The sequence below is a fragment of the Nocardia sp. NPDC058633 genome (assembly GCF_042717045.1).
In the GTDB taxonomy this organism is placed as follows: domain Bacteria; phylum Actinomycetota; class Actinomycetes; order Mycobacteriales; family Mycobacteriaceae; genus Nocardia.
On record NZ_JBHXRA010000008.1, the window covers coordinates 102642 to 127313 of the forward strand.

Sequence of the window (24672 nt, forward strand, 5' to 3'; positions counted from 1 at the left end):
GACATCCGAAAGCCGCCCCTCCCAGGGAAAGGCTGATTTCCGCCGATCGCGTCACACCGTCGTAAAACAAGGCGCGCAGTGGGGCTTGCCACCGATACGTTGAACGTTGTCGGTCGGAGCAACGAAAGGACGTCGGTGGCGACAGAAACCGCGAGCCCAGCCGTCGGATTCCGATCGGACCGGGGCGCGATCCTCGTCTCGCTGATGCTGTCCACCGGTCTGATCGCCCTCGACTCGACCATCATCGCGACCGCGGTCCTCACGATCACCGACACCCTCGGCGGGTTCGCCATGTTCCCGTGGCTGTTCTCCATCTACCTTCTCGCCCAGGCTGTTACGGTGCCGATCTACGGCAAGCTCGCCGATATGGTGGGGCGCAAGCCGGTGATCCTGTTCGGCATCGCGACCTTCGCGGTGGGGTCTGTGCTGTGCGGGCTGGCCACGAGCATGGTGGCGCTCATCGCCTTTCGGGCGATTCAGGGGATCGGCGCCGGAGCGATCCAGCCGATGACCATGGTGATCGCCGGCGATCTGTACACGCTGGCCGAGCGGGCCAAGGTTCAGGGTTACCTGGCGGGGGTGTGGGCCAGTTCGGCCGTGCTCGGTCCGCTGCTCGGCGGCCTGTTCGCCGACCATCTGAGCTGGCGGTGGATCTTCCTGATCAATCTGCCGCTGTGCGCGGTGGCCGGCTGGATGTTGGTGCGCCACTTCACCGAATCGGCGGTGCGCAGCACCCAGCGCATCGACTATCCCGGTGCGATCCTGCTCACCGTCGGTGCGGGCGCTCTGATCCTGGCCTTGCTCGAGGGCGGTCAAGCCTGGGAGTGGACCTCACCGGTCTCGCTCACCCTGTTCGTGGGCAGCGTGGCGGTGCTGGTGCTGTTCACGGTCGTCGAGTTGCGCACGGCGAATCCGATTCTGCCGCTGTGGATCTTCACCCGGCGCGTGGTGATCGCGAGCAGCACGGTCTCCCTGCTGGTCGGTGCCGTCATCCTCGGATTGACCTCGTATGTGCCGACTTTCGCCCAGGGAGTGCTCGGGACCAGCGCACTCGTGGCCGGCCTCACCGTCGGTGGACTCACGCTCGGCTGGCCGCTCACCGCGACCCTGTCCGGAAGGCTGTACCTGCGCTGGGGATTTCGCATCAGCGGCCTGGTCGGCAGCACCCTCACCGTCCTCGGCTGCGCGAGCACGCTCCTCGTCGGCCCCCACGCGAGTCCCTGGCAGATCGCGGCGTCGTGCTTCCTGATCGGCGCGGGCATGGGCCTGGTCGCCTCCCCCACCCTCATCGCGGCGCAGGCCAGCGCGCAGTGGCACGAACGCGGCGTGGTCACCTCCGCCAACATGTTCGCCCGCTCCCTGGGCAGCGCGCTGGGCGTCGCACTGTTCGGCGCCATCGTCAACGCGGGCATCCGCGACCCCGACCACCCGGCGCCCAGCGAACTCGCGCACGGCATCCACCTGGTATTCGTCGCCATGCTGGCCATGGCCGCCGTCATGTTCGTCGCCGCCGCGACCATGCCTGGTCGCGTCCACGCCGACAAGTAGGCGACGAACCAGGTACCCCGATTCTCGCCGCCTACCGTCGCGCCCCGACCAGGTGGCCGGTCGCGGCCCTAGGCCGAGCGTTGCGCCGAGCTCCGAACCACGTCAACGACCTCGTCGGGCGCGAACTCGACGACACGGCGGACACGGGAGTTGGCCACCGGGGCCAGGTCGACGACGATCGGCGCCCCGGCGGCGTGCTGGGTGATCGCGGTGATGCGGTCCTGCAGGAAGCCGCCGTCCGGGACCGGAACGCGGATGATGTCGCCGACGGTCAGAGCTTCGGCACGGATGCGCCCGCCGGCTGTCGCGGGATCGTGGACGCCGCAGCGGGTGTGGCCGACCGTGGCGCCCAGGCCGCGCTCGGCGATGGTCCACCAGACCGGCGAATCGGGTTCTTCCGATCCGATTCGGATGTGCCAGGACAGGATTCGGTCACGCTCGGCTTCGGCGTCGGCGCGGGTCTCGTGCAGGGACAGCTGGCGGCGCACCGGAGCGTTGCGCGAGCGTGTGGTGCCGGCCGCGCCGTCGACGACCAGGATCCAGCGGGCGCCGACCGCTTCGTCACGGCGGGCGGTGACTCGTTTGGCCAGGGCCAGACCCGGGGTGGCGCCGAGACGGTCGGCGGCTTCCTCGATGCTCTCGACCAACCCGAGTGCGCGCAGCAGCTCGGCGACCGACAGTTCCGACGTGGCCAGTTCCTGGGCGAGTGCGGGCATGGGAGTGCGCCTGCGCCAGCCGATACGGGCGCAGTGCTCGTGGCGGGTGAACCACAGGCCGCTGCGGGAGCGGCGGTGATGGTCGATCACCACCGCCCACCAGTCCCATTCCGGTTCGGCGACGAGGCGTGTGCGGATCCAGCGTTCCCGTTCGGCGGTCGGCACCCGTTCCTCCGGTGGTACGAAATTGCGCAGTGCGGTGCGCACCGCCGATTCGGTGCGCCCGACCGTGATCGCCGTGCGGGCCAGATCGGCGCCCGCGCGCAGGTCGTCGGCCAGTACTCGGTATTCGGATTCGCGCCAGGTGGTTCCGTGCTGGCGTGGCGGCCGCAGATCGCCGCTGTCGATGTCACTCATCTCGTGTGCCCCCGTTCTCGCACCGCCCGGCCACACTTCGCGTTCGGGCAGGTTGTGTGACACTTCGACGATACCGAGGGGGTACGACAGAAAACGGCTCTCTGCCAGCGGCTTTCCAGCTAACAGGCGATCCGGTGTCCACGGCGACCGATGCCGTGGTCGGTCTGCCGCGGTGATCTCGGCCCGCAGACGGGCACCCGCACCTCCCCGAACGACAAGCCGGTGACGAAACGGCCGAGACCATCGCACATGGTGTCGGTGAAGCCGCATGCGGGCCGACGGCCGACCGCGCGCCTGATGACGACCACCGGGGCCGACTGCGCGCACGCCACCGTGGCCGATGTCACCACCACCGGTGCGCGGAAATACCGGCCGCCCGACGCGGGTTGGCTTCGATAGGGGCAATACACACTCGAGGAGGCTCATGAGCGCCGTCACGCTGTCGGTTCTGGATCTGGCACCGGTGCAGTCCGATGCGACGGCGGGTGCCGCGCTGCACGCGACAACGCGTTTCGCGCAGCACGCCGAGGAGCACGGTTTTCGTCGATTCTGGGTGGCCGAGCATCACAACATGCCCGGCATCGCCAGTGCGGCACCCGCGGTGGTGCTCGCGCATCTGGCCGCGTCCACCTCGCGGATCAGGGTCGGTTCGGGCGGGGTGATGTTGCCGAATCATCCGCCGCTGGTGGTGGCCGAACAGTTCGGCACGCTCGAGTCGCTGCACCCCGGCCGGATCGATCTCGGCATCGGACGTGCCCCCGGCACCGATCCGGTGACCGCGCGTGCCCTGCGCCGCAGCGCCGAAGGGCTCGGCGGCGACGCGTTCCCCCAGGAACTCACCGCCCTGATCGGCTTCTTCCGTGGCGCGGATCCGAACGGGATCGTGGCAAGCCCCGGCCTCGGCGCGGAACCGGAGGTGTGGTTGCTCGGGTCGAGTGGCTACAGCGCCCAGGTGGCTGCCGCACTGGGACTACCGTTCGCCTTCGCCCATCACATCGCCCCGGACAACACTGTCGCCGCACTGACGCTCTACCGCGACAACTTCCGGCCGTCGCAGACACTGCGCGAGCCGTACACGATCGTGGCGGCCTCCGCGATCTGCGCCGACACCGACGCCGAGGCCGATCGCCTCGCCGCGCCGCGCGATCTCGCCTTCGCCAACTTGCGCTCCGGCCGCCCGCAGGCTCTGGCCACGCCGGAACAAGCCGCGAGCTTCCCCGGCAACGACGCCGAACGCCACTTCGCCGCGCAGCGCAAGGCCGCGCAGTTGCAGGGTTCACCGGAGACGGTGCGCGCCCAGGCGGCACAACTGCTCGACGCCACCTCCCCCGACGAGCTCATGCTCAACACCCTCGTCTACGACCTCGACGCCCGCATCCGCTCGCTGGGCTCGACGCAGAAGGCGATCAACGGCTGAGCGGGTCTGCCGCTGGTTCGTACTCGGCGACCGGCGCGCGCGAACACCGCGGGTCATCGTCTGCGGTAAATCTCGCCGTGCACCGAACGGCCGTCACGGTGCGGCCGTCGATACAGTGGAGGCGGGGAGCCCGCCGACTGACGGGACGAGAGAGTGCGTCATGGGCAAGGTGTTCGATCGGATCGACGACAAGTTGCGGGCATTCATCACCGAACAGCCGATGTTCTTCATCGGTACCGCACCCTCCGTCGGCGGCCGTGTCAACGTCTCCCCCAAGGGATATCGCGATACCTTCGCCGTGGTCGACGACCACACCGTCGCCTACCTCGATCTGTTCGGCAGCGGTTCGGAAACGATCGCTCACCTGCGTGACAACGGCCGGATCACCGTGATGTTCTGCTCGTTCACCCGCACCACGCGCATCCTTCGGCTCTTCGGCACCGGTCGAGTCGTTCGCCCCGACTCCGACGAATTCGACACGCTGCGAGCGCATTTCGGCACCGGGCACCCCGGCATTCGTGCGGCGGTGACGATTTCGGTGGATCGCATCGCCGATTCGTGCGGCTGGTCGGTGCCCAAGCTCGATCTCGTCGAGGAGCGCTTCATCCTCGACGAAGCCCACACCCGCCGCACCGACGCCGACTTCGCCCGTCGCATCGCGGGCGACAATGCCACCAGTATCGACGGGCTACCCGCACTCGAGCCGGACCACCCGGTGCCGTCGACCGTTCGACGCTGAGATCAGGTCGGCACCGACGTCACCGCGATCGCGGATTCGGACAGGCTGCCGAGGTAGAGGGTGCCGTTGTGTTCGGCCACCGCGGTGACCAACGCGTAGTCGGTGCCTTCGCGCTGCAGGTCGTGCACGATGGTGCCGTCGAGATCGAGCCCGAGCACCCAGACCGAGCGGACGGGCGCGGGCGTCAGCCGATCCGGCAGGGCGTCGACAATTCGCCGTAGGACACCGGGAAGCGCAAAGAGCTTGTCCAGCAAGGGGTTGCGTGGCGAGACGATGCCGACCCAGACCAGCCCGTCGCTGCCGAGCAGCATGTTGTCGGGTGAACCGGGCAGGTTTTCGGCGATGTGGTCGGTGGTGCCTGCGCACGGACCGGTCAGCCAGTATCGCGTGATCCGGTAGGCGCCGGTCTCGGCGACCAGCACGCAGGACCTGTCCGGGGCGAGTACCACGCCGTTGGCGAACTGGAGACCGTCGACGAGCACCTCCAGGTGTCCGTCCGGGTCGCGGCGTACCAACTGTCCGCTGCCGGAGTGTTCCAGAATGTCGGTCATCCACTCCTCGAAGGGCCATCGCCGCGTCGAGATCGAGAAGTAGATCGTGCCGTCGTCATCGCCGACCACGTTGCTGGGGAAGGCGATCGGGGCGCCATCGATCTCACCGACCACGACTTCCAGCTCCGCGTTCGCCCGCGCCAACCGCAGCACGCCTCGACCCGCGACGCAGATCAGCAGTGAGCCGTCGGCGTCGACGTGCATGCCCAGCGGTCGACCACCGGCCTCGCCGATCCGCTCGACCGCTCCGCTCGCCGGATCTACGCGCCAGATCGCACCGTCGTCGGTCCCGGTGACGAGCCGACCGTCGGCCAGCACCACCACGTCCTCCGGGCCGCTTCCAGGCAGCGGCAACAGTCGGATCGGCGGCATCGGCGGATCGCTGAGGGTCTGCCGCGCACGAGGGGTGGGGCGCGGCGGAGTCCAGCGGTGAGGGCGCATCTGCATGCCCATTGCTACCACGCCGGCCGACGCCACGGGAGCGATGCGGGAACGACCGGTCCCACGCCCGGTGAGCGAAAGGGCTACTCGCGCAACGGAGATCTCGGTAGCCTGCCGTCGCCGCGACCGAACTCGCCTTACCGTCGGGGGCTCGTGGCGGGGCCGGTGCCGGCCGCGGACAGTTGTGGGCCGGTGGGTATCGCCGCAGTTCCCCGGTCGGCGGCGAACGAGCCCACGGCCGGTTAAAGTGCGGCGGTGAACACCGGATCCGCCAGCTCGCTGCTCGATCGTCTCCTCGCACCCCAGCCCGCGCCCGCCTGGTGGTTGGTACTGGCCACCGCGGCGGTGGCGTTGGTTCTGGTCGGTTACCGACCGCTGTGGCGGCTGACCCGCGCCGCGGTGACGGTGGCGCACGAGGCCGGGCACGCCGTGGTCGCGCTGCTCACCGGGCGCAGGCTGCACGCGATCACCCTGCACACCGATACGTCGGGGCTGACCGTGTCGAGCGGCAGGCCCAGCGGCCCCGGCATGATCCTCACCGCGGCTGCCGGGTACCCGGCGCCCGCGCTGCTCGGGCTCGGCTACGCCGCGCTGCTCGGGACGGGCCGGGTGACGGTGATGTTGTGGGCGACGCTGCTGATGTTGGCCGCGGTGCTGATCAAGGTGCGCAACATGTACGGGCTGCTCACCGTGCTGGTGCTCGGCGCTCTGGTGTTCGGGGTGTCGTGGTTCGGCAGCGATCTGCTCCAGGCCGCGTTCGCGTATCTCGCGGCGTGGTTCCTGCTGGCCGCCGCGGTGCGGCCGGTCTTCGAACTGCAACGCAGTCGTCGGCGGCAGCCGGGGCGCACGGACTCCGATGCCGACCAGTTGGCCCGGTTGACCCACCTGCCCGCGGTGCTGTGGGTGTTGTTCTTCACCGCCGTCTGCCTGGCGGCGCTGGTAGTGGGGGCGATGCTGATGCTGGCGCCGGTCGAGGAGCTGCATCCGCTGCTTCAGCGGTGATCGGCGATCCAGAGGTCGACGGCCTCGGTGACGAGCACGCTCGGCGGCTGTAGCGCGTTGAGGGTGACGCCCACTTCGTCGGATTGCAGCGGTTCCAAGGTGTCCAGCTGTGAGTCCAGCAGGATCGTCGGCATGAAGTGGCCGAGTCGGCCGGTCATCCGGCGGAGCAGTTCCTCGCGGGTGGCTGCCAGGTGCACGAAGTAGGTCTGCGGGGCCCTGGCGCGCAGGCGGTCTCGGTAGACCCTCCGCAATGCCGAACACGTCGCTACCCCGCCGGTTTCCTGGTGTTCGGCGAGCCACTCGGCGACGGTGTCGAGCCAGGGCAGCCGGTCCTCGTCGGTCAACGGGATACCCGCCGCCATCTTCTCGATGTTGGCCAACGGATGGAAGTCGTCGCCTTCGGCGTACGGCACCTCGAGCCGGTCGGCGGTCAGCGCGCCGACCGTGGTCTTCCCACATCCCGACACCCCCATCACCACGATGACAGGTTCGACCACAGCGACCTCCTCGTCGGACTCTTCACAGCGTGCGCACGCATCCTGCCCGACCGAGGGTAGTGGGGCGACGACGCCCCCGGCTTCGGTCAGGGAATCGGGCGGTCCGTGGGCAGGTTGACGAAACTCGGTGCCGCGGGGTCGAGGCGCAGGTGCTGTGGTTCGAGGCCACTGGCGTTGAGCATCGGCCGAAACGGCAACGCCTTGGGCGCGTTGCCCGCGAAGACGTCGATACGCAGCCGGTGCCCCGGTGCCAGCACTGCCTGGGTCGGAATGACGGCGACATCGATTTCGGTCGGTGCGCCGGGCACGACCGGAAGCAGCCGGTCGACGGTGAGCGGGTTGAAGGGCGCGGTGAAGTCACCGTTGATCGAGCGCGCGCTGCGGCGTTCGTCGACGGCCCGCATCGACGAGGTGAGCTGGCCGGTGGTCAGCACGGTCGAGGTGCCGTCGGGCGCCACGTCGTTGACGGTGACATTCCAGAATCCGTCGGTGGCGTCGTGGACCGTGTTGAGCCGCACGTTGATCGGCCCGGAGATGACCGTCTGTTCGGTCAGCGGAGCACTGGTGAAGGTGAGGCCGTTGCGTTCGGCGATGCGGGAGTCCTTCGCGCAGGTGTCGAACGCAGCTGTCATCCCGGCCGCGCCCTGCGCCGCGTCACGGGAGCAGATTTGATTCAAACCCGGTGCGACAGTGAGTGTTTCGACAGCGCCAGGCCCGGTGGCGCTGAGCGATCCGTCGTGCAGGCTGTCTTCGGTGCTGCCGCTGGGCGCGGCCGAGAGGTAGACACGGCGATGCGTGACACCCGGCTGGGGGAACTCGCGCAGTGTCACCCAGCTTCCGCCCTGCTGTTTCACGGTGACGGGCCCGAAATCTTCGATGCCGGTGGCGATGCCCTTGAGCCATGTGTCGAACCAGGCTCGCTGCAGAACGTCCAGGCGCGGGGGCGCGCCGGGGACACCGGTGCCCGCACCGGGATTGGCGTGATAGGTATCGCCGACGACGAGCTGTTTGCGCCCGGCCGGAAGCGGGATCTGTTCGTAGAGTTTGGTCGCGCTGTTGGCGAAGATGTCGTGCCAGCCGCCGTAGACGAAGGTGGGCACCGTGACGTTCTCGGGGTGGCCCATGATCGCCTCGCGGAAGGCGGAGGTGTCGTCGAGCGCGCCGTCGAGCGCCGGCGGCATATTCGACAGCGACGGGGTGAGCAGCGATTGGGCGAGCAGGTCGAAGTTGGTGGTCGGGTCGGCCAGGCGGTCGTTGAACCAGGTCCAGTCGAAACTGCCGTCCACCATGGAGGCCACGTCGGGGACGAGTTTGAGCTGGTTGACCGAATTGAGCCACAACGGCAGGAAGGTCGTGCCGACGCCGCCGCCGGGAGCGACCACATCACGCATGAGGTCGCTGCCGGGCTCGACCGGGAAGATGGCCTGCAACGCGGGCGGGGCGTTTTCGGCAGCACGCAACTGATTGATGCCGGAGTAGGAGCCACCGCTCATCCCGATGCGTCCGTTCGACCACGGCTGCGTGGCCGCCCAGTCGATCACCTCGCGGGTGTCGAGCTGTTCGCGCGCCCCGAGGGTGTCCCATTTGCCCTGCGACAGACCGGTTCCGCGCACGTCGGCCACGACAACGGTGTACCCGGCGCGGACGAGTTTGCGGTCGACGCCGAGCATGGTCTGGATCATGCCGCCGTCCAGAGCCTGCATCAGATCACCGAACCCGCTGATCGGGGTGGTGGACAGATTCAGCCTGCGCACGATGTCGACGGCGGTGGACTGCAGGCCCGGAATCGCGGCGGCCGATTCGATCAGGCCGGTCATCAGTTTCGAGTACGGCGTGAGACTCACGACGGTGGGTAGCGGTTTGTGTTCCATCACCCCCGCGGCGTCGGCGGGGCGGTAGACGTCGGCCTTGAGCACGACGCCGTCGCTCATCGTGATCTGGACGCCGCGCTCCACCCGCACCTCGGGATAGGCGCCCGGGCCGTCGTGCAGCGCGGTCCACTTCGCGCCCGACGCGTCCGGGGGCTGCGCGCCTGCGGGACCACCGCCGCAGCCGAGCACGACGACCACCGCGAGGATCGTCACCAGCATGCGGACGAACCCGCGTTCCGAATCTCTCACCACCATGAATCGCTCCCGACCGGTTCGTCTCCACCGTTGACCAAGCCACCGCACGATCGGCGCGGAAACTGTAACAGCGCTAACGAGTTGAGCCGGTGAGCGTCGGCCCGCTCGGGCTGTCGCTGTGAACACGCCTTGTTCCAGTTCAGCGCGGTTTCGGAGTCCCCGTTCGTGTCGGTGTCCGGTGGTTGACTTGGCACACGCCGGTGCGGCTGGGGCCGGCCTTCATCCATCGCCGAGGAGGACATTCGACAATGCCGACACGCGACGAAGCTTGGCCGCAGGGCACGCCCTGCTGGATCGACTGTCAGGTGGACGACACCGACGCCGCCCGCGACTTCTACAGCACGCTGTTCGGCTGGGAAGTCCAGTCCGGACCCGCCGAAGCAGGTGGATACCTCATGGCCATGGTCGACGGCCGACCCGCGGCGGGCATCGGCCCGAAACCCGAGGGCATGGGCGAGATGCCGTCGGTATGGACGACATACTTCGCGGCCGAGCGTGCCGACGAGATCGCCGAACGGGTGAGCAGGTCCGGCGGGCAGGTACTCGTGCCACCGTTCGATGTGCTCGACGTGGGCCGCATGTTCATCGCCGCCGACCCGGCGGGCGGTGTCTTCGGCGTGTGGGAAGCCAAGGCACACAGCGGCGCCGGCGTGTACAACCAGAACGGCGCCTATTGCTGGAACGAATTGCACACCCCTGCCTACGATCGGGCACAACAGTTCTACAGCGCGGTGTTCGGCTGGCGGTACACCGAAATCGGCGACGGGGCGGACTTCACCTACTCCACCTTCGCGCTGCCCGGTGACAGCCACGAAGTCGGCGGCATGATGGATGCCTCAGCGTTGAGCACCCCGCCCTACTGGCTCACCTGGATCCAGGTCGACGACACCGACGCCATCCTGGCCAGGGCCACCGAACTGGGCGCCTCGGTGATCATGGGCGCCGAGGACAGCCCGTTCGGCCGCACGGGCATCCTGGCCGCTCCGCAGGGCGAGGTGTTCGGTGTGATCGACACGGCCGCGGCGGTCGGCGAGGTACCCGGGTCCTGACACCGTCACGGTGTGACGATGGCGAAGTTCGGGTCCGGCTTGTCGATCACGCCGGGCAGCTTCGCCAGGGCGGTGGCGTCGCCGTCGATGGCGATGTCACCGCTCGCGACGCCCTTGCGCAAGTCGGCGCCGCCGACCAGGGTGGCGATCAGGGTCGTGCGACTGAGGGTGATCGTCGCGTCGGGCGCGGGTAGCGAGTCACCGGCAAAGCGGTCGTGGTGCACCAGGACTCCGTTGCGCAGTTCCACGCGGTGCACGCGATGGTTCTCGTCGCTGATCCGCCAGTCCGTGGTCATTCGGACGTCCCAGGCCTTCGGACCGTCGATCCGTAACGACACCGCGTCGAACACCTGGTCCACACTCAGTGCGGCGGCCATCGCGGCGGAGTCGGCGGTGGTCGGCGTGCCGAACGAACCGTTGCGCAGTTCGTGGGCGCCGCTGAGGTAGAAGTTGCGCCAGGTGGCGTTCTCCGCGCCGTAGGCGAGTTGTTCGAAGGCACTGGCCTGCAAGTCTTTCGCTGTTTTGTTGGCCGGGTCGGCGAAGATCACGTAGTTCACCAGTTGCACGACCCAGCGGAAGTCGGCGGCATCATAGGCTCGCTGTGCCGTTCGCAGTGCCGCGTCGGCGCCACCCATCGCCTCGACATGACGGTGGGCGTTGTCCACCGGCGGGTGTTCCCACAGGTGCGCCGGGTTGCCGTCGAACCAGCCCATGTACCGCTGGTACACCGCCTTGACGTTGTGGCTGACCGAGCCGTAGTACCCGTGCGTCGACCACGACGCGGTCAGCGCGGGGGGCATCTGCAGCATTTCGGCGATCTCGGCGCCGACGTAGCCCTGATTCAGCAGTCGCAGTGTCTGATCGTTGAGGTAGCCGTACATGTCGCGCTGCAGCGACAGGAACTCCACGATCCGATCGGTACCCCAGATCGGCCAGTGGTGCGAGGAGAACACCAGCTCGGCTCGGCGGCCGTAGCGGTTGATCGAATCGGTGAGATATTTCGACCAGACATGCGGGTCGCGGACCAGCGCACCGCGCAGGGTGACGATGTTGTGCATGGTGTGGGTGGCGTTCTCGGCCATACACAGGATGCGCCGATCGGGGAAGTAGAAGTTCATCTCCGAGGGCGCTTCGGTGCCCGGCGTCAGTTGGAAGACCATCCGCACACCGTCGACCAGCTCTTCCTGGTCGGTGCGGGTCACGGACACGGTGGGCGGGATCAGGCTGACGGTACCGACCGACGTGGTCTGTCCGAGACCGGATCCCACCTGGCCTTTCGGGCCTCGGGGCAATGCGGCGCCGTACATGTACGCGGCGCGACGGGCCATCGCCGTGCCCGTGTAGATGTTCTCGGCCACGGCGTGCTCCATGAATCCCGAGGGCGCGATCACCGGGCAGCGCCCGGCGGCGACGTCCTGCGGGGTGATGACGCCGTAGCTGCCGCCGAAGTGATCGACATGGGAGTGCGAGTAGATCAGGCCGGTGACCGGCCGGTCACCGCGATGTTCGCGATAGAGCGCGAGTCCGGCGGCCGCGGTCTCGGCCGAGACCAGCGGATCGATGACGACCACGCCGGTCTCGCCTTCGATCAATGTCATGTTCGACAGGTCGAGACCACGAACCTGGTAGAAGCCCGGCGCGATCTCGTAGAGGCCCTGCTTGACGACGAGCTGGGATTGCCGCCACAGGCTCGGGTTCACCGACTGCGGACAGGAGCCGGCGAGGAAGTCGTAGGAGTCGTTGTCCCACACCACTTTGCCGGAGGGATCGGTGACCTTGCCCGGCTCGAGCGAGGCGATCCAGCCGCGGTCGGCATCGGCGAAGTCGGCCGTGTCGCCGAAGGGCAACGTGTCGGCCAGCGCGCGGTTGGCATCCAGGACGGCTCCGGTCGGCTCGGTCTGGGTGCTCGACGGGGTGACTCCGCTCGGTTGGTCACCACATCCGGTGACGGTCGCGCCGACCGCGACTGCGGCAGCCGCACCGGCTCCGACACCCAACATCGCGCGCCGCGACAGCTCGCCGCGACCCCTGTGTGCACTGTTCACCGCTACTCCTTCGTTCCACGACCGCCCGACCCGGACGGCTATTGCAGAGTAACTGCAATATCTGTGTTACCTCTGAGCAATCGGCACAATCGCCAGCGCGGCCAGTTGGATGTCGAGCAGAAGCCGATCCTGCGGATCGGCCAGGTCGATGCCGAGGATCGCCTCGACCCGCCGCAGCCGATAGCGCAGCGTGTTCGGGTGCACGCGCAACGCGGTCGCCGCGGCGCGCACCTCGCCGTGCGCACGCAGATACGTCTGAACCGATACCCGCAGGTCAGCCGCGTGGGCTCGGTCATAGGCATCGAGCGCGGCCAGGCGTGGATCGTGCAGGCGCGGGCGCTCACGGATCAGTTCCATGATCTCGGCCAGCAACACCGCGGTTCTGGCATCGGCCAGCGTGGCGACCCGACTGCCCGAGGGGTCGGCGACCGGACTGTCCAGCACCCGGTCGACCTCCGTGCGCGCCGCGGCCACCGCGGTCAGATCCACGACCGGTGCGGCGATCGCGGCCCGCACGAGGAGTTCGCGCGTCTGTTCGAGCTGGGCGACCAGCTTGCGCACCCACGAGCCGACGCTGCGTTCGGAGTGATAGGCGGGCAGCAGGACATAGACCCGATCTCCGATCGACTCGGTCACCGAGTCGTCGCGGAAAGCACTGGCGTGCAACCGGATCAAGCCACTCGACGCGGTCGGCCCCGCGGCGGGACCGACCGGGGCGAAGCCGATCACCGCGGCCGGGCCGGTGATCGGCAGGTTCAGCGCGGCGGCGACGGATGGCACGTCGACGCCGTCGCCGTGCGCACCGAACAGCCTGCGCACGAGCAATGCCTCGGTCGACGGCGCGTCCAACCGCCGCGCGATGATCCTGGCCGCCACCGCCGACGCGCCACGCAGCACCTGCGCCGCGTCGGGGCGCAGCGGTCCGGCGCCCTGCTGCAACCAGATGGTCCCGAGCATCCTCGAATGCGTGCCGCCGGTGCCACGCCGGATACCGACGACGAGTCTGCGACGGATATCGAGCTCAGGATGTTCCGGCACGTCGACGACCTCGTCGCCGCGACGCACCCGGTCGAACACGCCCCACTCGCGCAGAATCCGCAGGTAGTCGCTCGGACCCTCCCGACCGAGGATGGATTGGATGCGCAACTGATCGGCAGACGCGTCCGAGGCCGAGTAGGCCAGGACGCGCGACTGGGGATCCTCGATCGAGACCATGCCGCCGGTTTCCCTGGCCACCACCTGGGCCAGCCCGAACAGATCGGTGTCGGGAGCGAGGAGGTCGTGCTCGTCGGACGCCGCGCGCTGACCGGGCGAGCGGGCCAACATCCGGCGGATCAGCGAGAACACCTGGTCCCAGCGTGCCTGTCGATGGACGTGCACCAGCGCGACGCCCGCGGCCTCGGCGGCGGCGCGCACCGCGGGAGAGTCGTTGGCACTCTTGGTCATCAGCACGCGCGGCCGCTGCGCGGGGTCGCGATCGCCGATCTCGCGCAACCAGCGCGCGGTCGCGGCGGCATCGACTCCGACGAGCAGGTACACCTCGGGCAGGGCGCCCTCACCGTCGAGGTGTTCGGGCAGGTCGGCAGGCTCGGCCAACGCGACTGTTCGGATTGCGACCTCTTCGCCCGCGGGCGCGTCGACCAGGGTGGCGACGGTGTGGTCCAAGGCGACGAGCAACTGGCGCAGTGTGGTGACCCCGTCGGACATCGAGCACCTCCGGTTTTGGCTGATCGGACAAGCAACCGCCCGATTCTTCATCCGATCAGATGATTATGACCGCTGCGTATCGGTGTTGACTACGTCACATCCCGCTATCCGCCACGACGCAGGAGCCGCACCCATGGACGCCATCGCGACCACCCCGCAGCCGGTCAACGAACCCGTCGGCACCTTCGCTCCGGGAAGCCCGGAACGCAGTCGCCTGCGGACCGCGCTCGCCGAGTTGTCCGCCTCCCCCACCGAGATCACCCATGTGATCGGGGGCCGCCACCTGCCCGGTGAGGGCCCCAGCTTCGACGTGGTCCAACCCCATCGCCACGCCGCCGTCCTCGGCACGCTGCGCGACGCGAGCACCAGCGAAACCGCCGCCGCGGTCGAGGCCGCCTGCGCCGCCGCACCCGCCTGGCAGGCGATGTCGTTCGACGATCGAGCCGCGATCTTCCTGCGCGCCGCCGATTTTCTCTCCGGACCGTGGCGCGAAAAGATCGCGGCCGCGACGATGCTCGGGCAATCCAAGTCCGCCTATCAGGCCGAGATCGACGCACCGTGCGAACTGATCGACTTCTGGCGGTTCAATGTGTCCTTCGCACGCGAGATCCTCGCCGGCCAGCCGATCTCCTCTCCGGGGATGTGGAATCGGATGCAGTACCGCTCGCTCGAGGGGTTCGTCTACGCGGTGACACCGTTCAACTTCAGCGCGATCGCGGGCAACCTGCCCACCGCGCCCGCGCTGATGGGCAACACCGTGGTGTGGAAGCCTGCCCGGAGCCAGGCGGTGGCGGCCTACCTGACCATGCGGCTACTGGAAGCGGCCGGGCTGCCACCCGGGGTGATCAACCTGGTCAACGGACCGGGCCCGGCGATCTCCGATGTCGTGCTGGCCGACCCGCGGTTGGCCGGCGTGCACTTCACCGGGTCGACGGGCACCTTCCAGCATCTGTGGCGCGCGGTGGCACAGCGGTTGGACAGCTACCGCACCTATCCGCGGCTGGTGGGCGAGACCGGTGGCAAGGACTTCGTGCTCGCGCACCCGTCGGCCGATCCGGCGGTGCTCACCACCGCGTTGGTGCGCGGCGCGTTCGACTATCAGGGCCAGAAGTGTTCGGCCGCTTCGCGCGCGTTCATCCCGCGTTCGGTCTGGGCGGCGATGTCGGAGGACCTGATCGAGCGGACGTCGAACCTGCGCTACGGCGACGTCACCGACTTCACGAATTTCGGTGGGGCACTGATCGATCGGCGCGCCTTCGACCGCAACACCGCCGCACTCGAGCGCGCGAAGGCCACGCCGGGCCTGACCGTGGTGGCGGGCGGACACAGCGACGACAGTGTCGGATGGTTCGTCGACCCCACCATCGTGGTCGGTGACGATCCCAGCGACGAGGTCTTTCGCACCGAGTACTTCGGCCCGATCCTGGCGGTGCACGTCTACGACGACAACACCCCGAGCGCCTTCGCCGACGCCATGGACCTCGTCGACACGGGCAGCCCCTACGGCCTCACCGGCTCGGTCATCGCGACGGACCGCACCGCGATCGCCGAAGCGACCGACCGACTCACCTTCGCCGCGGGCAACTTCTACATCAACGACAAACCCTCCGGAGCGGTCGTCGGCCAGCAACCGTTCGGCGGCGCACGCGCATCCGGCACCAACGACAAGGCCGGTTCCCCGCAGAACCTGCTGCGCTGGACCTCCGCGCGCACGATCAAGGAAACCTTCGTTCCACCCACCGAACATCGCTACCCCCACCAGGCGCCGGAGGTCGACTGATGTCCGCGCTGCTGCGTTCGACCATGCTCGCCGCCGCGCGCTCGACGCGCCTGGAACGCACCGTCACCCGGCTGCCGGTCAGTCGAGCGGTGGTGGCCCGTTTCGTCGCGGGCACCAGCACCGAACAGGTGGTGCGCGCCAGCGAAACGCTTTTGCGCTCAGGGCGTTTCGTCAGTATCGACTACCTGGGTGAAGACACCACCGATCTGGCGAGCGCCGAGGCGACCGTCGCGCAATACCGGACGTTGATCACCGCGCTCGGCCGTCTCCCCCAGTCGGACGTGACGACGGGAGCTGTTCGGCCGCTGGAGGTTTCGGTCAAGCTCTCCGCACTGGGGCAAGCCCTGCCGCAGGACGGTCACGCGATCGCCCGCGAGCACGCCCGCCAGATCTGCGCCGCCGCCGCGGCCGCCGGGATCTGGGTCACCGTCGATGCCGAAGACCACACCACCACCGACTCGACGCTGTCGATCGTGCGCGAGTTGCGCACGGACTACCCGTGGCTGGGCGCGGTCCTGCAGGCCTATCTGCGCCGCACCGAGGACGATTGCCACGCCATGGCGGGCCCGGGGTCGCGTATCAGGCTGTGCAAAGGCGCCTACGACGAACCCGAGTCGGTCGCCTTCCGCGACAAGGCCGAGGTCGACGCCTCGTACCGGCGATGCCTCGGCATGCTCACCGCGGGCGCGGGCTATCCGATGATCGCCTCGCACGACCCGGCAGTGATCACCGCCGCCGAGGCGGGCGTCCGCGCGGCGCAGCGCAAGACCGAGGAATACGAGTACCAGATGCTGTACGGCATCCGCGCCGACGAACAGCAGCGACTCGCCGCCGCGGGCAACCATGTTCGCGTGTACGTCCCCTACGGTGACCAGTGGTACGGCTATTTCGTGCGCAGGCTGGCCGAAAGGCCCGCCAACCTCGGGTTCTTCCTCCGCGCTCTGGTGGGCGGGCGCGGAAAGTGACGAGTTTTCGCACCGATCGTCGCCGCTGAACATTATTCACTCTCGATGCCAGGGGCCGTGCGTGGCGGTGTACTCGGATGCGCCCACCGTGACGCGGCGGTGTGCGCCGATGAAAGGAAAACGCGGATGTCTTTCGCAGAGTTGCGCACCCAGGCGTTGCGCCGCAAACCACTGGTCGAGGTCGACGACGAGACCCCGAGTGACGAGCGGCTCGCCAAATCGCTCGGACTCTGGCAGCTCACCGCCATCGGCGTCGGCGGCATCATCGGCGCGGGCATCTTCACCCTGGCGGGCTCGGTCGCGCACTCTGTCACCGGCCCGGCGGTCCTGATCTCGTTCCTGATCGCCGGTGTCGCCAGTGCCGCGGCGGCGCTGTGCTACGCCGAATTCGCGGGCATGGTCCCGAAGGCAGGCTCGGCCTACACCTATGGCTACGTCTCGCTGGGTGAGCTCGCCGGTTGGTTCATCGGCTGGGATCTGCTGCTCGAGTACATCGCGGTGGCGGCGGTGGTCGCGATCGGTGTGTCGGGCTACTTCGGGTTCCTGCTCGACCAGGTCGGACTGACCCTGCCGGAGTGGATGCTCGGCGCCCCCGATACCGGGGACGGCCGAGTGGTCGACCTGTTCGCGGTGCTGTTCTGTCTCGGCACCGCGTGGGTGCTCTCCCGCGGTATCGGCAGCGTCGGTCGATTCGAGACGGTGGCGGTCGGCATCAAGGTCGCCCTGGTGGTACTCATCGTGGTGCTCGGTGTCTTCCACATCGACAGCGCCAACTACGACCCCTACTTCCCCTACGGCACCGGCGCGGTGTGGACGGGCGCGGCGACGGTGTTCTTCGCGGTCTTCGGTTACGACGCGATGAGCACCGCGGCCGAGGAATCCATCGACGGGCGCAAGCATCTGCCGAAGGCGATCATCTACTCCCTCGCGATCGCCATGGTGCTCTACGTGCTGTGCACGCTCGTGCTCACAGGCATGCAGAAATACACCGAAATCAGCCCCACCAGCGGTTTCTCCACCGCTTTCGAGTCGGTGGGGATGCCCGGCGTCGCCAACATCATCGCGGTCGGCGCGATCGTGGGCATCATCACGGTGGTACTCACCTTCATGCTCGGCGTCACCCGGGTGTGGTTCGCGATGAGCCGCGACGGGCTGCTGCCCATCTGGTTCGCCAAGACCCATCCCACCCGCAAGGTGCCGACCAGGGTCACCTGGATCGTCGGCTTCGGCGCGGCGATCCTGGCCGGTGTGCTGCCGATCAACACCGTTGCCGAGCTCACCAATATCGGCATCCTGATGGCCTTCATCGTGGTGTGTATCTCGGTCATCGTGTTGCGGCGAACCAGGCCCGACGCTCCGCGCTCGTTCCGGCTGCCGCTCATGCCCGTGATCCCGCTGATCGGGATCGGCTTCTCGGCCTACCTGATCTGGTCGCTGCCGTCGGAGACCTGGGTGCGGTTCGCCGGTTGGCTGGCAGTCGGCCTGATCGTGTACTTCGCCTATTCGCGTAAGCACTCGGTGATGAACCGGACCGTTGCGGAGCCGAGCAGGTAGTCGTCGACGGATTGTGCTGTGATGGGCCGATGAGATCGGAGCAGGACACCGCAGCGGCGGGCGCGAAGCAGGCGCGCACGCCGCGCCGTCGGGATCCGGCGAAAACGCGCGAAGCCATCATCGATGGTCTGCTCGCCGCCGTCACCGCGGGCGACTTCGCACCGACCGCACGCGAGATCGCCGCCAGGGCGGGCAGTTCCGAGCGCAGTGTTTTCGTCCATTTTCCCGACCGCGAAGCCCTGCTGGTGGCCGCGGCCGAGCGCCAGTCCGAGATGGTCGAGGCATGCCTGGTGACCCCGGACCCGTCGCTTCCGCTGACCGAACGGATCGCGGTCGCGGTCCGGCAGAGCGCCGCGATCTTCGATCTGCAACGCGTACCCCGCCTGCCCGGCCTGCAGGAATCGCGCACGATCGACGCGATCGACGCACGGCTGCGACGTACCGACGCACACATCAGGGCCGTGCTGGCCACGCTGTTCGCGCCCGAACTGTCCCGACCCGGCGGTGCGCTCGACGACGAGCTGCTCGATCTGATCGACGGCGCCCTCGCCTGGCCGATGCGCCACCATCTGCAGGATCGACGCGGGCTGTCGCGCGAGCGAGCCTCGGCGACGATCGAGCGCGCGGTGCGCTCGCTACTCGCTCAGCACTGACCCCGGTACCAACACCCGCTTGAGGATCTTGCCGGTCTCCCCGCGCGGCAGCGCCGTCAGGAACGTGACGTCGCGCGGGACCGAGAATCGGCTCAGGCGGTTGCGGATGTAGGTCCGCACCATGTCCGAATCCAGGCCCGCCCCTTCGCGTTTCACCACGAACGCGGCGAGCCGCTGGCCGAACTCCCGGTCGGGAACGCCCACGACCGCGACCTCGCTGATCTGCGGCAGGTGCGCGAGCGCCTCCTCCACCGGGCGCGGGAAGACGTTCTCACCGCCGGAGATGATCATCTCGTCATCGCGGCCCGCCACGAACAAGCGTCCCCCGGCATCGAGATAGCCGAGGTCGCCGGTATCGAGCATGCCGTCGGCCTCCTCCGGCGGCGCCGCGTTGACGTAGCCGTCGAAGAGCATGTGGTTGGCGACGAAGATGTGCCCGGTGGAACCGACCGGCACCGGACGCAGGTCGGGACCGAGCACCGCGACCCGGGTGCCCAGCGGCGGACGGCCCGCGGTGGTGGGCGATACCCGCAGGTCGTCGGGGGTGGCGACGCTGGCCCACGACACCTCGGTCGAGCCGTACACGTTGTAGAGCACGTCGCCGTAGCTGTCCAGGAATCGCAGTACGGTCGCTCCGGCCAGCGGCGCGCCGCAGCTGATCACGTAGCGCAGACTCGACAGATCCACGCCCGCGCGGACCTCGTCGGGTACCTCGAGCAGACGTTCCACCATCGTCGGAACCACGATCAACGTGGTGATCCGGTGTTCGGCGACCGCGCGCAAACAGTCCATCGCGTCGAAACCGTCGGACAGCACGACAGTGGCGCGCAGGGCGGTGCTGAGCTGCAACCCGGCCAGACCCCAGGTGTGGAACAGCGGCGCCGGGATGAGCATGACCTCCTCCACCCGCAGCGGGATCCGCGAGAGCAGCGCCGCGATGGTGCCGAAGCCCTTGGCGTGCGGGCGGCGCGCGCCCTTCGGCGAACCGCTGGTGCCGGAGGTGAGCACGATCAGCCTGCCGGGGTGCGCGGGCACCGGGAAGTCGGTGTGCGCCTGGGCGATCAGGTCGTCGACCGTCGTGCGATCGGGGTCGGGTGGACAGTCGTCGGTGGTGTAGCGCGGCACCTCGCTGTGCAGGTAGCGGATCAGTTTTTCCAGGGCGCCGTCGACGAAGACCGCGCTCAGCCGGTGCCGCTGCACGATCTCCTCGATCCGCCGCCCCGACAATCCCGCGTTGAGCAGCGCCACGTCGACGCCGAGCTTGCCCGCGGCGACCATCGTTTCGACCATGCCCGCGTGATTGCGCGCCAGCAGGCCGATCGCGTCGCCCTTGCGCAGACCGATCGAGTACATCGCCGCGGCCAACGCGGTGGATCGGGTGTCGATCTCGGCGAAGGTGCGGTGTCCGCCCGCATCGATCAGCGCGAGCCGATCGGGGTCGTACGCCGCTCCCGCCGCATAACCGCCGGCGAGGTTGAAACCCCACTTCGACAGCGAGCGCAGCTGTCGCACCATCGACACCGGCTCGGGCCGCATGAGCCCGGTGGCCGCGATGCTGCGAGCCACCCCGGCATTGCGGCGCACCATCGAGCGTTCGGCGTTGACCACCACCGAGGAACGGGTGCCCGCGATCGAGTCGGCGGTACGGCGCAGTCCGGCCTTCACCCAGTCGGTGACCAGCGAGTTGCCGCCCTGCTCGATCAGCGGATGAACCCGCGCGGTGGCGAAGAGGGTGATATCGAGTCGGGTCCGCTCCTGATCGCCACGCAAGCGGATCGCGGCGAAGCTACCGAGCACCGGGCTGCGCAGTTCGAAACTTTCGTACCAACGGCCGATGACGAGAATGAACTCGTGGGTCCGGATACCGCCGCTCGCCGATCCGACGCGCACCTGCCAGTGGACCGCACCGTCGGGGCGTTCCACCGGTTCGCAGCTGCCGATGCCGGTGAACATCCGTGGATAACTCTGGGGATCGAGCAGCACATCCCACAACGCTTGCCGCGCGATGGTGAAATCCGCGCTCACATCGATGACGTCAGTGACCAAACTCCGTGCTCTTCCCGTCGGCCTGTTCGACCCAGCTGGTCGGCGGGCAAAAATGGGCGCGGCGGCCGTTACCACCTCGCGGGTCGCCACGCTACCCGGCCGCGGCGCCCCGTCATCAAGAATCAGACAAAACCGGTGGTTCGGGGTCGTTTCGGCCGGACTTTGGTTTGTGCGCCACACCTTTCGACATCGTCGATGTGAAACTGTCCAATCACTTGCACACCACCCGAGGATGCCGAAGTATTGCTGGCAGTACCGACCCGATCTGCCCGAGTCGCCGTGACCCACGGCCCGACGAGCGAAAAGGTGTGGACATGACTGCGAGCTGGCCGAGTTCGATGGACTCCTTCGACGACATCTTCCAGCGGTTCTTCGGTTCCGGAATGTCGTCGAAGCCGCCGGTACAACGAATCGATCTGGGCAGGATGATGACCGACAACGCGAAGTTGCTGGTCGGTACCGCCCGCGAGGCGGCCCAGGAATGGGGCAACCCCGAGATCACCCCCGAGCACCTGCTGTACGCGGCCACCGAAGCAGAACCCGGACGCAGCATCGTGGCCGAGCTCAGCCTCGATCCCGACCAGGTCGCCGAGCAGATGCAGGACTATCTCGACACCGGCCTGCCCACCGAGAACGGCCTCGCCGACATCACGCTCAGCCCCGCCACCAAGGTCGCGCTGCGCGCTGCCCAGCGACAAGCGGCCCAGGCCGGCAGCAGCTACCTCGGCCCCGAGCACATTCTGCTCGGCATCGCCTCGCTGTCCGACAGCGTGGCGGCGCAGGCGCTGGTCGCCGGGATCGCGGCCACCCAGAGCGGCGGTGTGCCCGCGCCGGGAACCCCGATGGCGACAGCGCCCTCGAAGCGTCAGCAGCCGGAATCCGGCACCCCCACCCTGGACGAATACGGCCGCGACCTCACCGCCGAAGCCCGCGAGGGCCTGATCGACCCGGTGGTCGGGCGCGCGGAGGAGATCGAGCAGACCATCGAGATCCTGTCACGGCGCCGCAAGAACAACCCGGTGCTGATCGGCGATCCCGGGGTCGGTAAGACCGCGATCGTGGAGGGGCTGGCCCAGCGGATCGTCAACGGGGACGTGCCGCTCACCCTCGCCGACCGCCGCGTGATCGCACTCGATGTGGGTTCCTTGGTCGCGGGCAGCAAGTATCGCGGCGAATTCGAGGAGCGGCTGACCAAGATCCTCGACGAGGTCCGCGCGCACAAAGACGAGCTGATCATCTTCATCGACGAGTTGCACACCATCGTCGGCGCCGGTGGCGGCGGCGAGGGCTCGATGGACGCGAGCAATTTGCTCAAGCCCGCGCTGGCCCGCGGCGATCTGCACGTCGTCGGCGCCACCACCATCGACGAGTACCGCAGGTACATCGAGAAGGACGCCGCGCTGGAACGCCGATTCCAGCCGGTGATGGTGTCGGAACCCTCGGTGCAGGACACCATCGAGATCCTGCGTGGTCTGGCCGATGTGTACGAAGAGCACCACCAGGTGCGCTACCGCGACGAGGCGCTGATCGCGGCTGCGCAACTGTCGGATCGCTACATCACCGACCGCTTCATGCCCGACAAGGCGATCGACCTGATCGACCAGGCGGGCGCGCGGGTCCGGCTTCGTTCGGGCACCCCGGATCCGGAAGTGAGGGCCAGGGACGAGGCGATCGCGCGGTTGTATCGCGAGAAGGACGCCGCGGTCGACAACGAGGACTACGAGAAGGCCAAGGCGCTCAAGGCCGATATCGCTGCCGCCGAGGACGAGCTCGAGGAGTCCGGCGCGACGTCGTCGGAGCCGATCGTCGATGTCGTCGACATCGCCGAAGTGATCTCACGGCGGACCGGGATCCCGGTGGCCGATCTCACCGCCGAGGAGAAGCAGCGTCTGCTCCAGCTCGAAGACGTCCTGCACAAGCGGGTGATCGGCCAGAACGAGGCGATCGTGGCGATCGCCGAGGCCGTGCGCAGGGCCAGGGCCGGGCTCGAGGATCCGAACCGGCCGATCGGGTCGTTCCTGTTCCTCGGACCCACCGGTGTCGGCAAGACCGAGCTCGCCAAGGCTCTGGCCGAGGCGGTCTTCGGCGACGAGGACCGGCTGATCCGGTTCGATATGAGCGAGTTCCAGGAGAAGCACACGGTCTCCCGGCTGGTCGGTGCCCCGCCCGGATACGTCGGCTACGACGACGCCGCGCAGCTCACCGACAAGGTGCGCCGTCAGCCGTATTCGGTGATCCTGTTCGACGAGGTCGAGAAGGCCCACCCCGATGTGTTCAATGTGCTGCTGCAACTGCTCGACGACGGCCGGGTCACCGATTCCAAGGGCCGTACCGTCGACTTCAAGAACACCATCGTGATCATGACGTCCAATATCGGATCGCACGTGATCCTCGAGGCTCCGCCCGGCGACCTCGACTCGGTTGTCCCCGCGCTCGAAGAGCTACTGCGACAACACTTCCGGCCCGAATTCCTCAACCGGATCGACGAGCAGATCGTGTTCCACCGTCTCGACTCCGAGCAGTTGGAACAGATCGTGGAACTGATCCTGGATCGCACACGGCGAAGGCTCGCCGCCCAGGACATCGAGCTCGAGATCAGTCGGTCCGCGGTGGACTGGTTGAGCGAGCGCGGTTTTCGGCCCGAGTACGGTGCGCGACCCTTGCGCCGCACAGTGCAGAAGGAACTCGACAACCGGGTTTCGCGGTTGCTGCTCGACGGCAGCCTCGAACCCGGCGACACGGTGAAGGTCGATACCGCGAACGACGATCTCGTCGTCACCGCGGTGAGCCCGGGAGGCAAGGCCGACACCAACGGCTCGGCGGCCGCGCCGAAGAAGGCGGCGAAGAAGCCCGCCAAGAAATCCGTGGGCAAGAAGGGCGAGAACAAGAAACTCGCGCGCGAGTAGCGGATGGACAAACTGTGGCCGGGTTCGTGCGAACCGGGCCACAGTTCGTCGCGGGATCACCCCCCGGTGACCACGCAGGATTCCCCGAAGCGGAAACCCCGGCCCACCGAGACGTTCGCGCTACTGGCGATGCCGTCCTGGACAGCGGTCAGCGCGTGCGCCCCGGCGTAGGACGGCACCCAACTGAACATGGCGACGCCATCGGTGGGGGCGACCACCGCCAGGAGTTCGCCGTTGTCGTAGAACGCGACAGGAATGATGCCAACGCTGAGCCTGGCCAGCAACTGATGGGTGCATCCGGTGCCGTAGTTGGTTGCCGAGCCGACGCTCAAATTGGGTTTCACGGTCAACTCCGAAACACCGGCCGAAGCCGTGGGTGCGCCGAGGGTCGTGGCCAGCATTGCCGTCCCGATGGCCGCGACGGCGATGGCGAATTTCCTGTCACTCATATTTCTCACGTCCTTGTGGTGCGGGGCCGACCGAACGCGAGGCCGGCGAGTCGGTCCCCATCCTCACCCCATAGCGGGACCGATGGTGGGAGAACACACAAACCGTTTCGCCGACCTCGTCGGC

19 protein-coding genes are annotated in these 24672 nt (G+C 68.1%); 11 read left to right on the plus strand and 8 right to left on the minus strand.

Translation table 11 applies throughout. The features are described 5' to 3' along the window. Positions 1-135 precede the first annotated feature (135 nt). Positions 136-1548, plus strand: coding sequence for an MDR family MFS transporter (locus ACFWUR_RS12285; protein WP_378905971.1), 1413 nt, complete (start codon positions 136-138; stop codon positions 1546-1548). Positions 1549-1616: 68 nt separating this feature from the next. On the opposite strand, the gene ACFWUR_RS12290 is transcribed toward ACFWUR_RS12285, so the two are convergent. Further along, complete coding sequence (locus ACFWUR_RS12290; protein WP_378905973.1) at positions 1617-2621, minus strand: hypothetical protein; 1005 nt, start codon at positions 2619-2621, stop codon at positions 1617-1619. Between the two features lie 150 nt (positions 2622-2771). Between ACFWUR_RS12290 and ACFWUR_RS12295 the strand changes: the two genes are divergently transcribed. From ACFWUR_RS12295 to ACFWUR_RS12305, 3 genes are all read left to right on the plus strand, one after another. After that, complete coding sequence (locus ACFWUR_RS12295; protein WP_378905975.1) at positions 2772-3020, plus strand: hypothetical protein; 249 nt, start codon at positions 2772-2774, stop codon at positions 3018-3020. Between the two features lie 25 nt (positions 3021-3045). Beyond that, positions 3046-4038 carry an LLM class flavin-dependent oxidoreductase gene (locus ACFWUR_RS12300; protein WP_378905977.1) on the plus strand — a complete coding sequence of 331 codons (993 nt, stop codon included), beginning with the start codon at positions 3046-3048 and terminating at the stop codon, positions 4036-4038. 160 nt (positions 4039-4198) lie between these two features. Next, positions 4199-4777, plus strand: coding sequence for a pyridoxamine 5'-phosphate oxidase family protein (locus ACFWUR_RS12305; RefSeq protein WP_378905979.1), 579 nt, complete (start codon positions 4199-4201; stop codon positions 4775-4777). Between the two features lie 2 nt (positions 4778-4779). On the opposite strand, the gene ACFWUR_RS12310 is transcribed toward ACFWUR_RS12305, so the two are convergent. After that, positions 4780-5775, minus strand: coding sequence for an SMP-30/gluconolactonase/LRE family protein (locus tag ACFWUR_RS12310; protein ID WP_378905981.1), 996 nt, complete (start codon positions 5773-5775; stop codon positions 4780-4782). A 249-nt stretch (positions 5776-6024) separates the two neighbouring features. On the opposite strand from ACFWUR_RS12310, the gene ACFWUR_RS12315 reads away from it, so the two are divergent. Further along, a complete protein-coding gene (locus ACFWUR_RS12315) occupies positions 6025-6771 on the plus strand; it encodes a M50 family metallopeptidase (protein ID WP_378905983.1) in 747 nt (248 codons plus the stop codon). Here the strand turns inward: ACFWUR_RS12315 and ACFWUR_RS12320 are convergent. Together ACFWUR_RS12320 and ACFWUR_RS12325 are read right to left on the minus strand one after the other, a co-directional pair. Beyond that, complete coding sequence (locus ACFWUR_RS12320) at positions 6762-7244, minus strand: gluconokinase (RefSeq protein ID WP_378906362.1); 483 nt, start codon at positions 7242-7244, stop codon at positions 6762-6764. The genes ACFWUR_RS12315 and ACFWUR_RS12320 overlap by 10 nt on opposite strands. A 110-nt stretch (positions 7245-7354) precedes the next feature. Next, entirely contained in the window at positions 7355-9394 is a 2040-nt protein-coding gene (locus ACFWUR_RS12325) for a CocE/NonD family hydrolase (protein WP_378905985.1), read from the minus strand. A 248-nt stretch (positions 9395-9642) separates the two neighbouring features. Here ACFWUR_RS12325 and ACFWUR_RS12330 point away from each other — a divergent pair, with 248 nt between their 5' ends. Beyond that, positions 9643-10443, plus strand: a complete 801-nt coding sequence (locus ACFWUR_RS12330) for a VOC family protein (RefSeq protein WP_378905987.1) — start codon at positions 9643-9645, stop codon at positions 10441-10443. Between the two features lie 5 nt (positions 10444-10448). On the opposite strand, the gene ACFWUR_RS12335 is transcribed toward ACFWUR_RS12330, so the two are convergent. Both ACFWUR_RS12335 and ACFWUR_RS12340 read right to left on the minus strand, forming a co-directional pair. Then, positions 10449-12443: an alkyl/aryl-sulfatase gene (locus ACFWUR_RS12335; RefSeq protein ID WP_378906364.1), complete on the minus strand. Its 1995-nt coding sequence runs from the start codon at positions 12441-12443 to the stop codon at positions 10449-10451. A gap of 111 nt (positions 12444-12554) precedes the next feature. After that, the gene (locus ACFWUR_RS12340) at positions 12555-14195 is read right to left on the minus strand and encodes a PucR family transcriptional regulator (protein WP_378905989.1); all 1641 of its coding nucleotides are present in this window, start codon (positions 14193-14195) and stop codon (positions 12555-12557) included. 133 nt (positions 14196-14328) lie between these two features. Here ACFWUR_RS12340 and pruA point away from each other — a divergent pair, with 133 nt between their 5' ends. From pruA to ACFWUR_RS12360, 4 genes are all read left to right on the plus strand, one after another. Next, positions 14329-15975: an L-glutamate gamma-semialdehyde dehydrogenase gene (gene pruA / locus ACFWUR_RS12345; RefSeq protein ID WP_378905991.1), complete on the plus strand. Its 1647-nt coding sequence runs from the start codon at positions 14329-14331 to the stop codon at positions 15973-15975. Then, the gene (locus ACFWUR_RS12350) at positions 15975-16940 is read left to right on the plus strand and encodes a proline dehydrogenase family protein (protein ID WP_378905993.1); all 966 of its coding nucleotides are present in this window, start codon (positions 15975-15977) and stop codon (positions 16938-16940) included. The genes pruA and ACFWUR_RS12350 overlap by 1 nt, the downstream gene beginning before the upstream one ends. A gap of 126 nt (positions 16941-17066) precedes the next feature. After that, positions 17067-18494, plus strand: coding sequence for an amino acid permease (locus ACFWUR_RS12355; protein ID WP_378905995.1), 1428 nt, complete (start codon positions 17067-17069; stop codon positions 18492-18494). A gap of 29 nt (positions 18495-18523) precedes the next feature. Beyond that, the gene (locus ACFWUR_RS12360) at positions 18524-19147 is read left to right on the plus strand and encodes a TetR/AcrR family transcriptional regulator (protein WP_378905997.1); all 624 of its coding nucleotides are present in this window, start codon (positions 18524-18526) and stop codon (positions 19145-19147) included. Here ACFWUR_RS12360 and ACFWUR_RS12365 read toward each other — a convergent pair. Beyond that, positions 19130-21193: an AMP-binding protein gene (locus ACFWUR_RS12365; RefSeq protein WP_378905999.1), complete on the minus strand. Its 2064-nt coding sequence runs from the start codon at positions 21191-21193 to the stop codon at positions 19130-19132. The genes ACFWUR_RS12360 and ACFWUR_RS12365 overlap by 18 nt on opposite strands. 314 nt (positions 21194-21507) lie before the next feature. Here ACFWUR_RS12365 and ACFWUR_RS12370 point away from each other — a divergent pair, with 314 nt between their 5' ends. Beyond that, a complete protein-coding gene (locus ACFWUR_RS12370; protein WP_378906001.1) occupies positions 21508-24099 on the plus strand; it encodes an ATP-dependent Clp protease ATP-binding subunit in 2592 nt (863 codons plus the stop codon). Between the two features lie 56 nt (positions 24100-24155). On the opposite strand, the gene ACFWUR_RS12375 is transcribed toward ACFWUR_RS12370, so the two are convergent. Beyond that, the gene (locus tag ACFWUR_RS12375; RefSeq protein WP_378906003.1) at positions 24156-24548 is read right to left on the minus strand and encodes a hypothetical protein; all 393 of its coding nucleotides are present in this window, start codon (positions 24546-24548) and stop codon (positions 24156-24158) included. Between the last annotated feature and the right edge of the window lie 124 nt (positions 24549-24672).

Coding starts and splice junctions, on each gene's coding strand:
- ACFWUR_RS12355 (WP_378905995.1), top strand. CDS start 17,067: ATGTCTTTCGCAGAGTTGCGCACCCAGGCGTTGCGCCGCAAACCACTG.
- ACFWUR_RS12340 (WP_378905989.1), bottom strand. CDS start 14,195: ATGTCCGACGGGGTCACCACACTGCGCCAGTTGCTCGTCGCCTTGGAC.
- ACFWUR_RS12325 (WP_378905985.1), bottom strand. CDS start 9,394: ATGGTGGTGAGAGATTCGGAACGCGGGTTCGTCCGCATGCTGGTGACG.
- ACFWUR_RS12350 (WP_378905993.1), top strand. CDS start 15,975: ATGTCCGCGCTGCTGCGTTCGACCATGCTCGCCGCCGCGCGCTCGACG.
- pruA (WP_378905991.1), top strand. CDS start 14,329: ATGGACGCCATCGCGACCACCCCGCAGCCGGTCAACGAACCCGTCGGC.
- ACFWUR_RS12305 (WP_378905979.1), top strand. CDS start 4,199: ATGGGCAAGGTGTTCGATCGGATCGACGACAAGTTGCGGGCATTCATC.
- ACFWUR_RS12360 (WP_378905997.1), top strand. CDS start 18,524: ATGAGATCGGAGCAGGACACCGCAGCGGCGGGCGCGAAGCAGGCGCGC.
- ACFWUR_RS12335 (WP_378906364.1), bottom strand. CDS start 12,443: ATGTTGGGTGTCGGAGCCGGTGCGGCTGCCGCAGTCGCGGTCGGCGCG.
- ACFWUR_RS12290 (WP_378905973.1), bottom strand. CDS start 2,621: ATGAGTGACATCGACAGCGGCGATCTGCGGCCGCCACGCCAGCACGGA.
- ACFWUR_RS12320 (WP_378906362.1), bottom strand. CDS start 7,244: ATGGGGGTGTCGGGATGTGGGAAGACCACGGTCGGCGCGCTGACCGCC.
- ACFWUR_RS12310 (WP_378905981.1), bottom strand. CDS start 5,775: ATGCAGATGCGCCCTCACCGCTGGACTCCGCCGCGCCCCACCCCTCGT.
- ACFWUR_RS12330 (WP_378905987.1), top strand. CDS start 9,643: ATGCCGACACGCGACGAAGCTTGGCCGCAGGGCACGCCCTGCTGGATC.
- ACFWUR_RS12300 (WP_378905977.1), top strand. CDS start 3,046: ATGAGCGCCGTCACGCTGTCGGTTCTGGATCTGGCACCGGTGCAGTCC.
- ACFWUR_RS12370 (WP_378906001.1), top strand. CDS start 21,508: ATGACTGCGAGCTGGCCGAGTTCGATGGACTCCTTCGACGACATCTTC.
- ACFWUR_RS12375 (WP_378906003.1), bottom strand. CDS start 24,548: ATGAGTGACAGGAAATTCGCCATCGCCGTCGCGGCCATCGGGACGGCA.
- ACFWUR_RS12295 (WP_378905975.1), top strand. CDS start 2,772: ATGCCGTGGTCGGTCTGCCGCGGTGATCTCGGCCCGCAGACGGGCACC.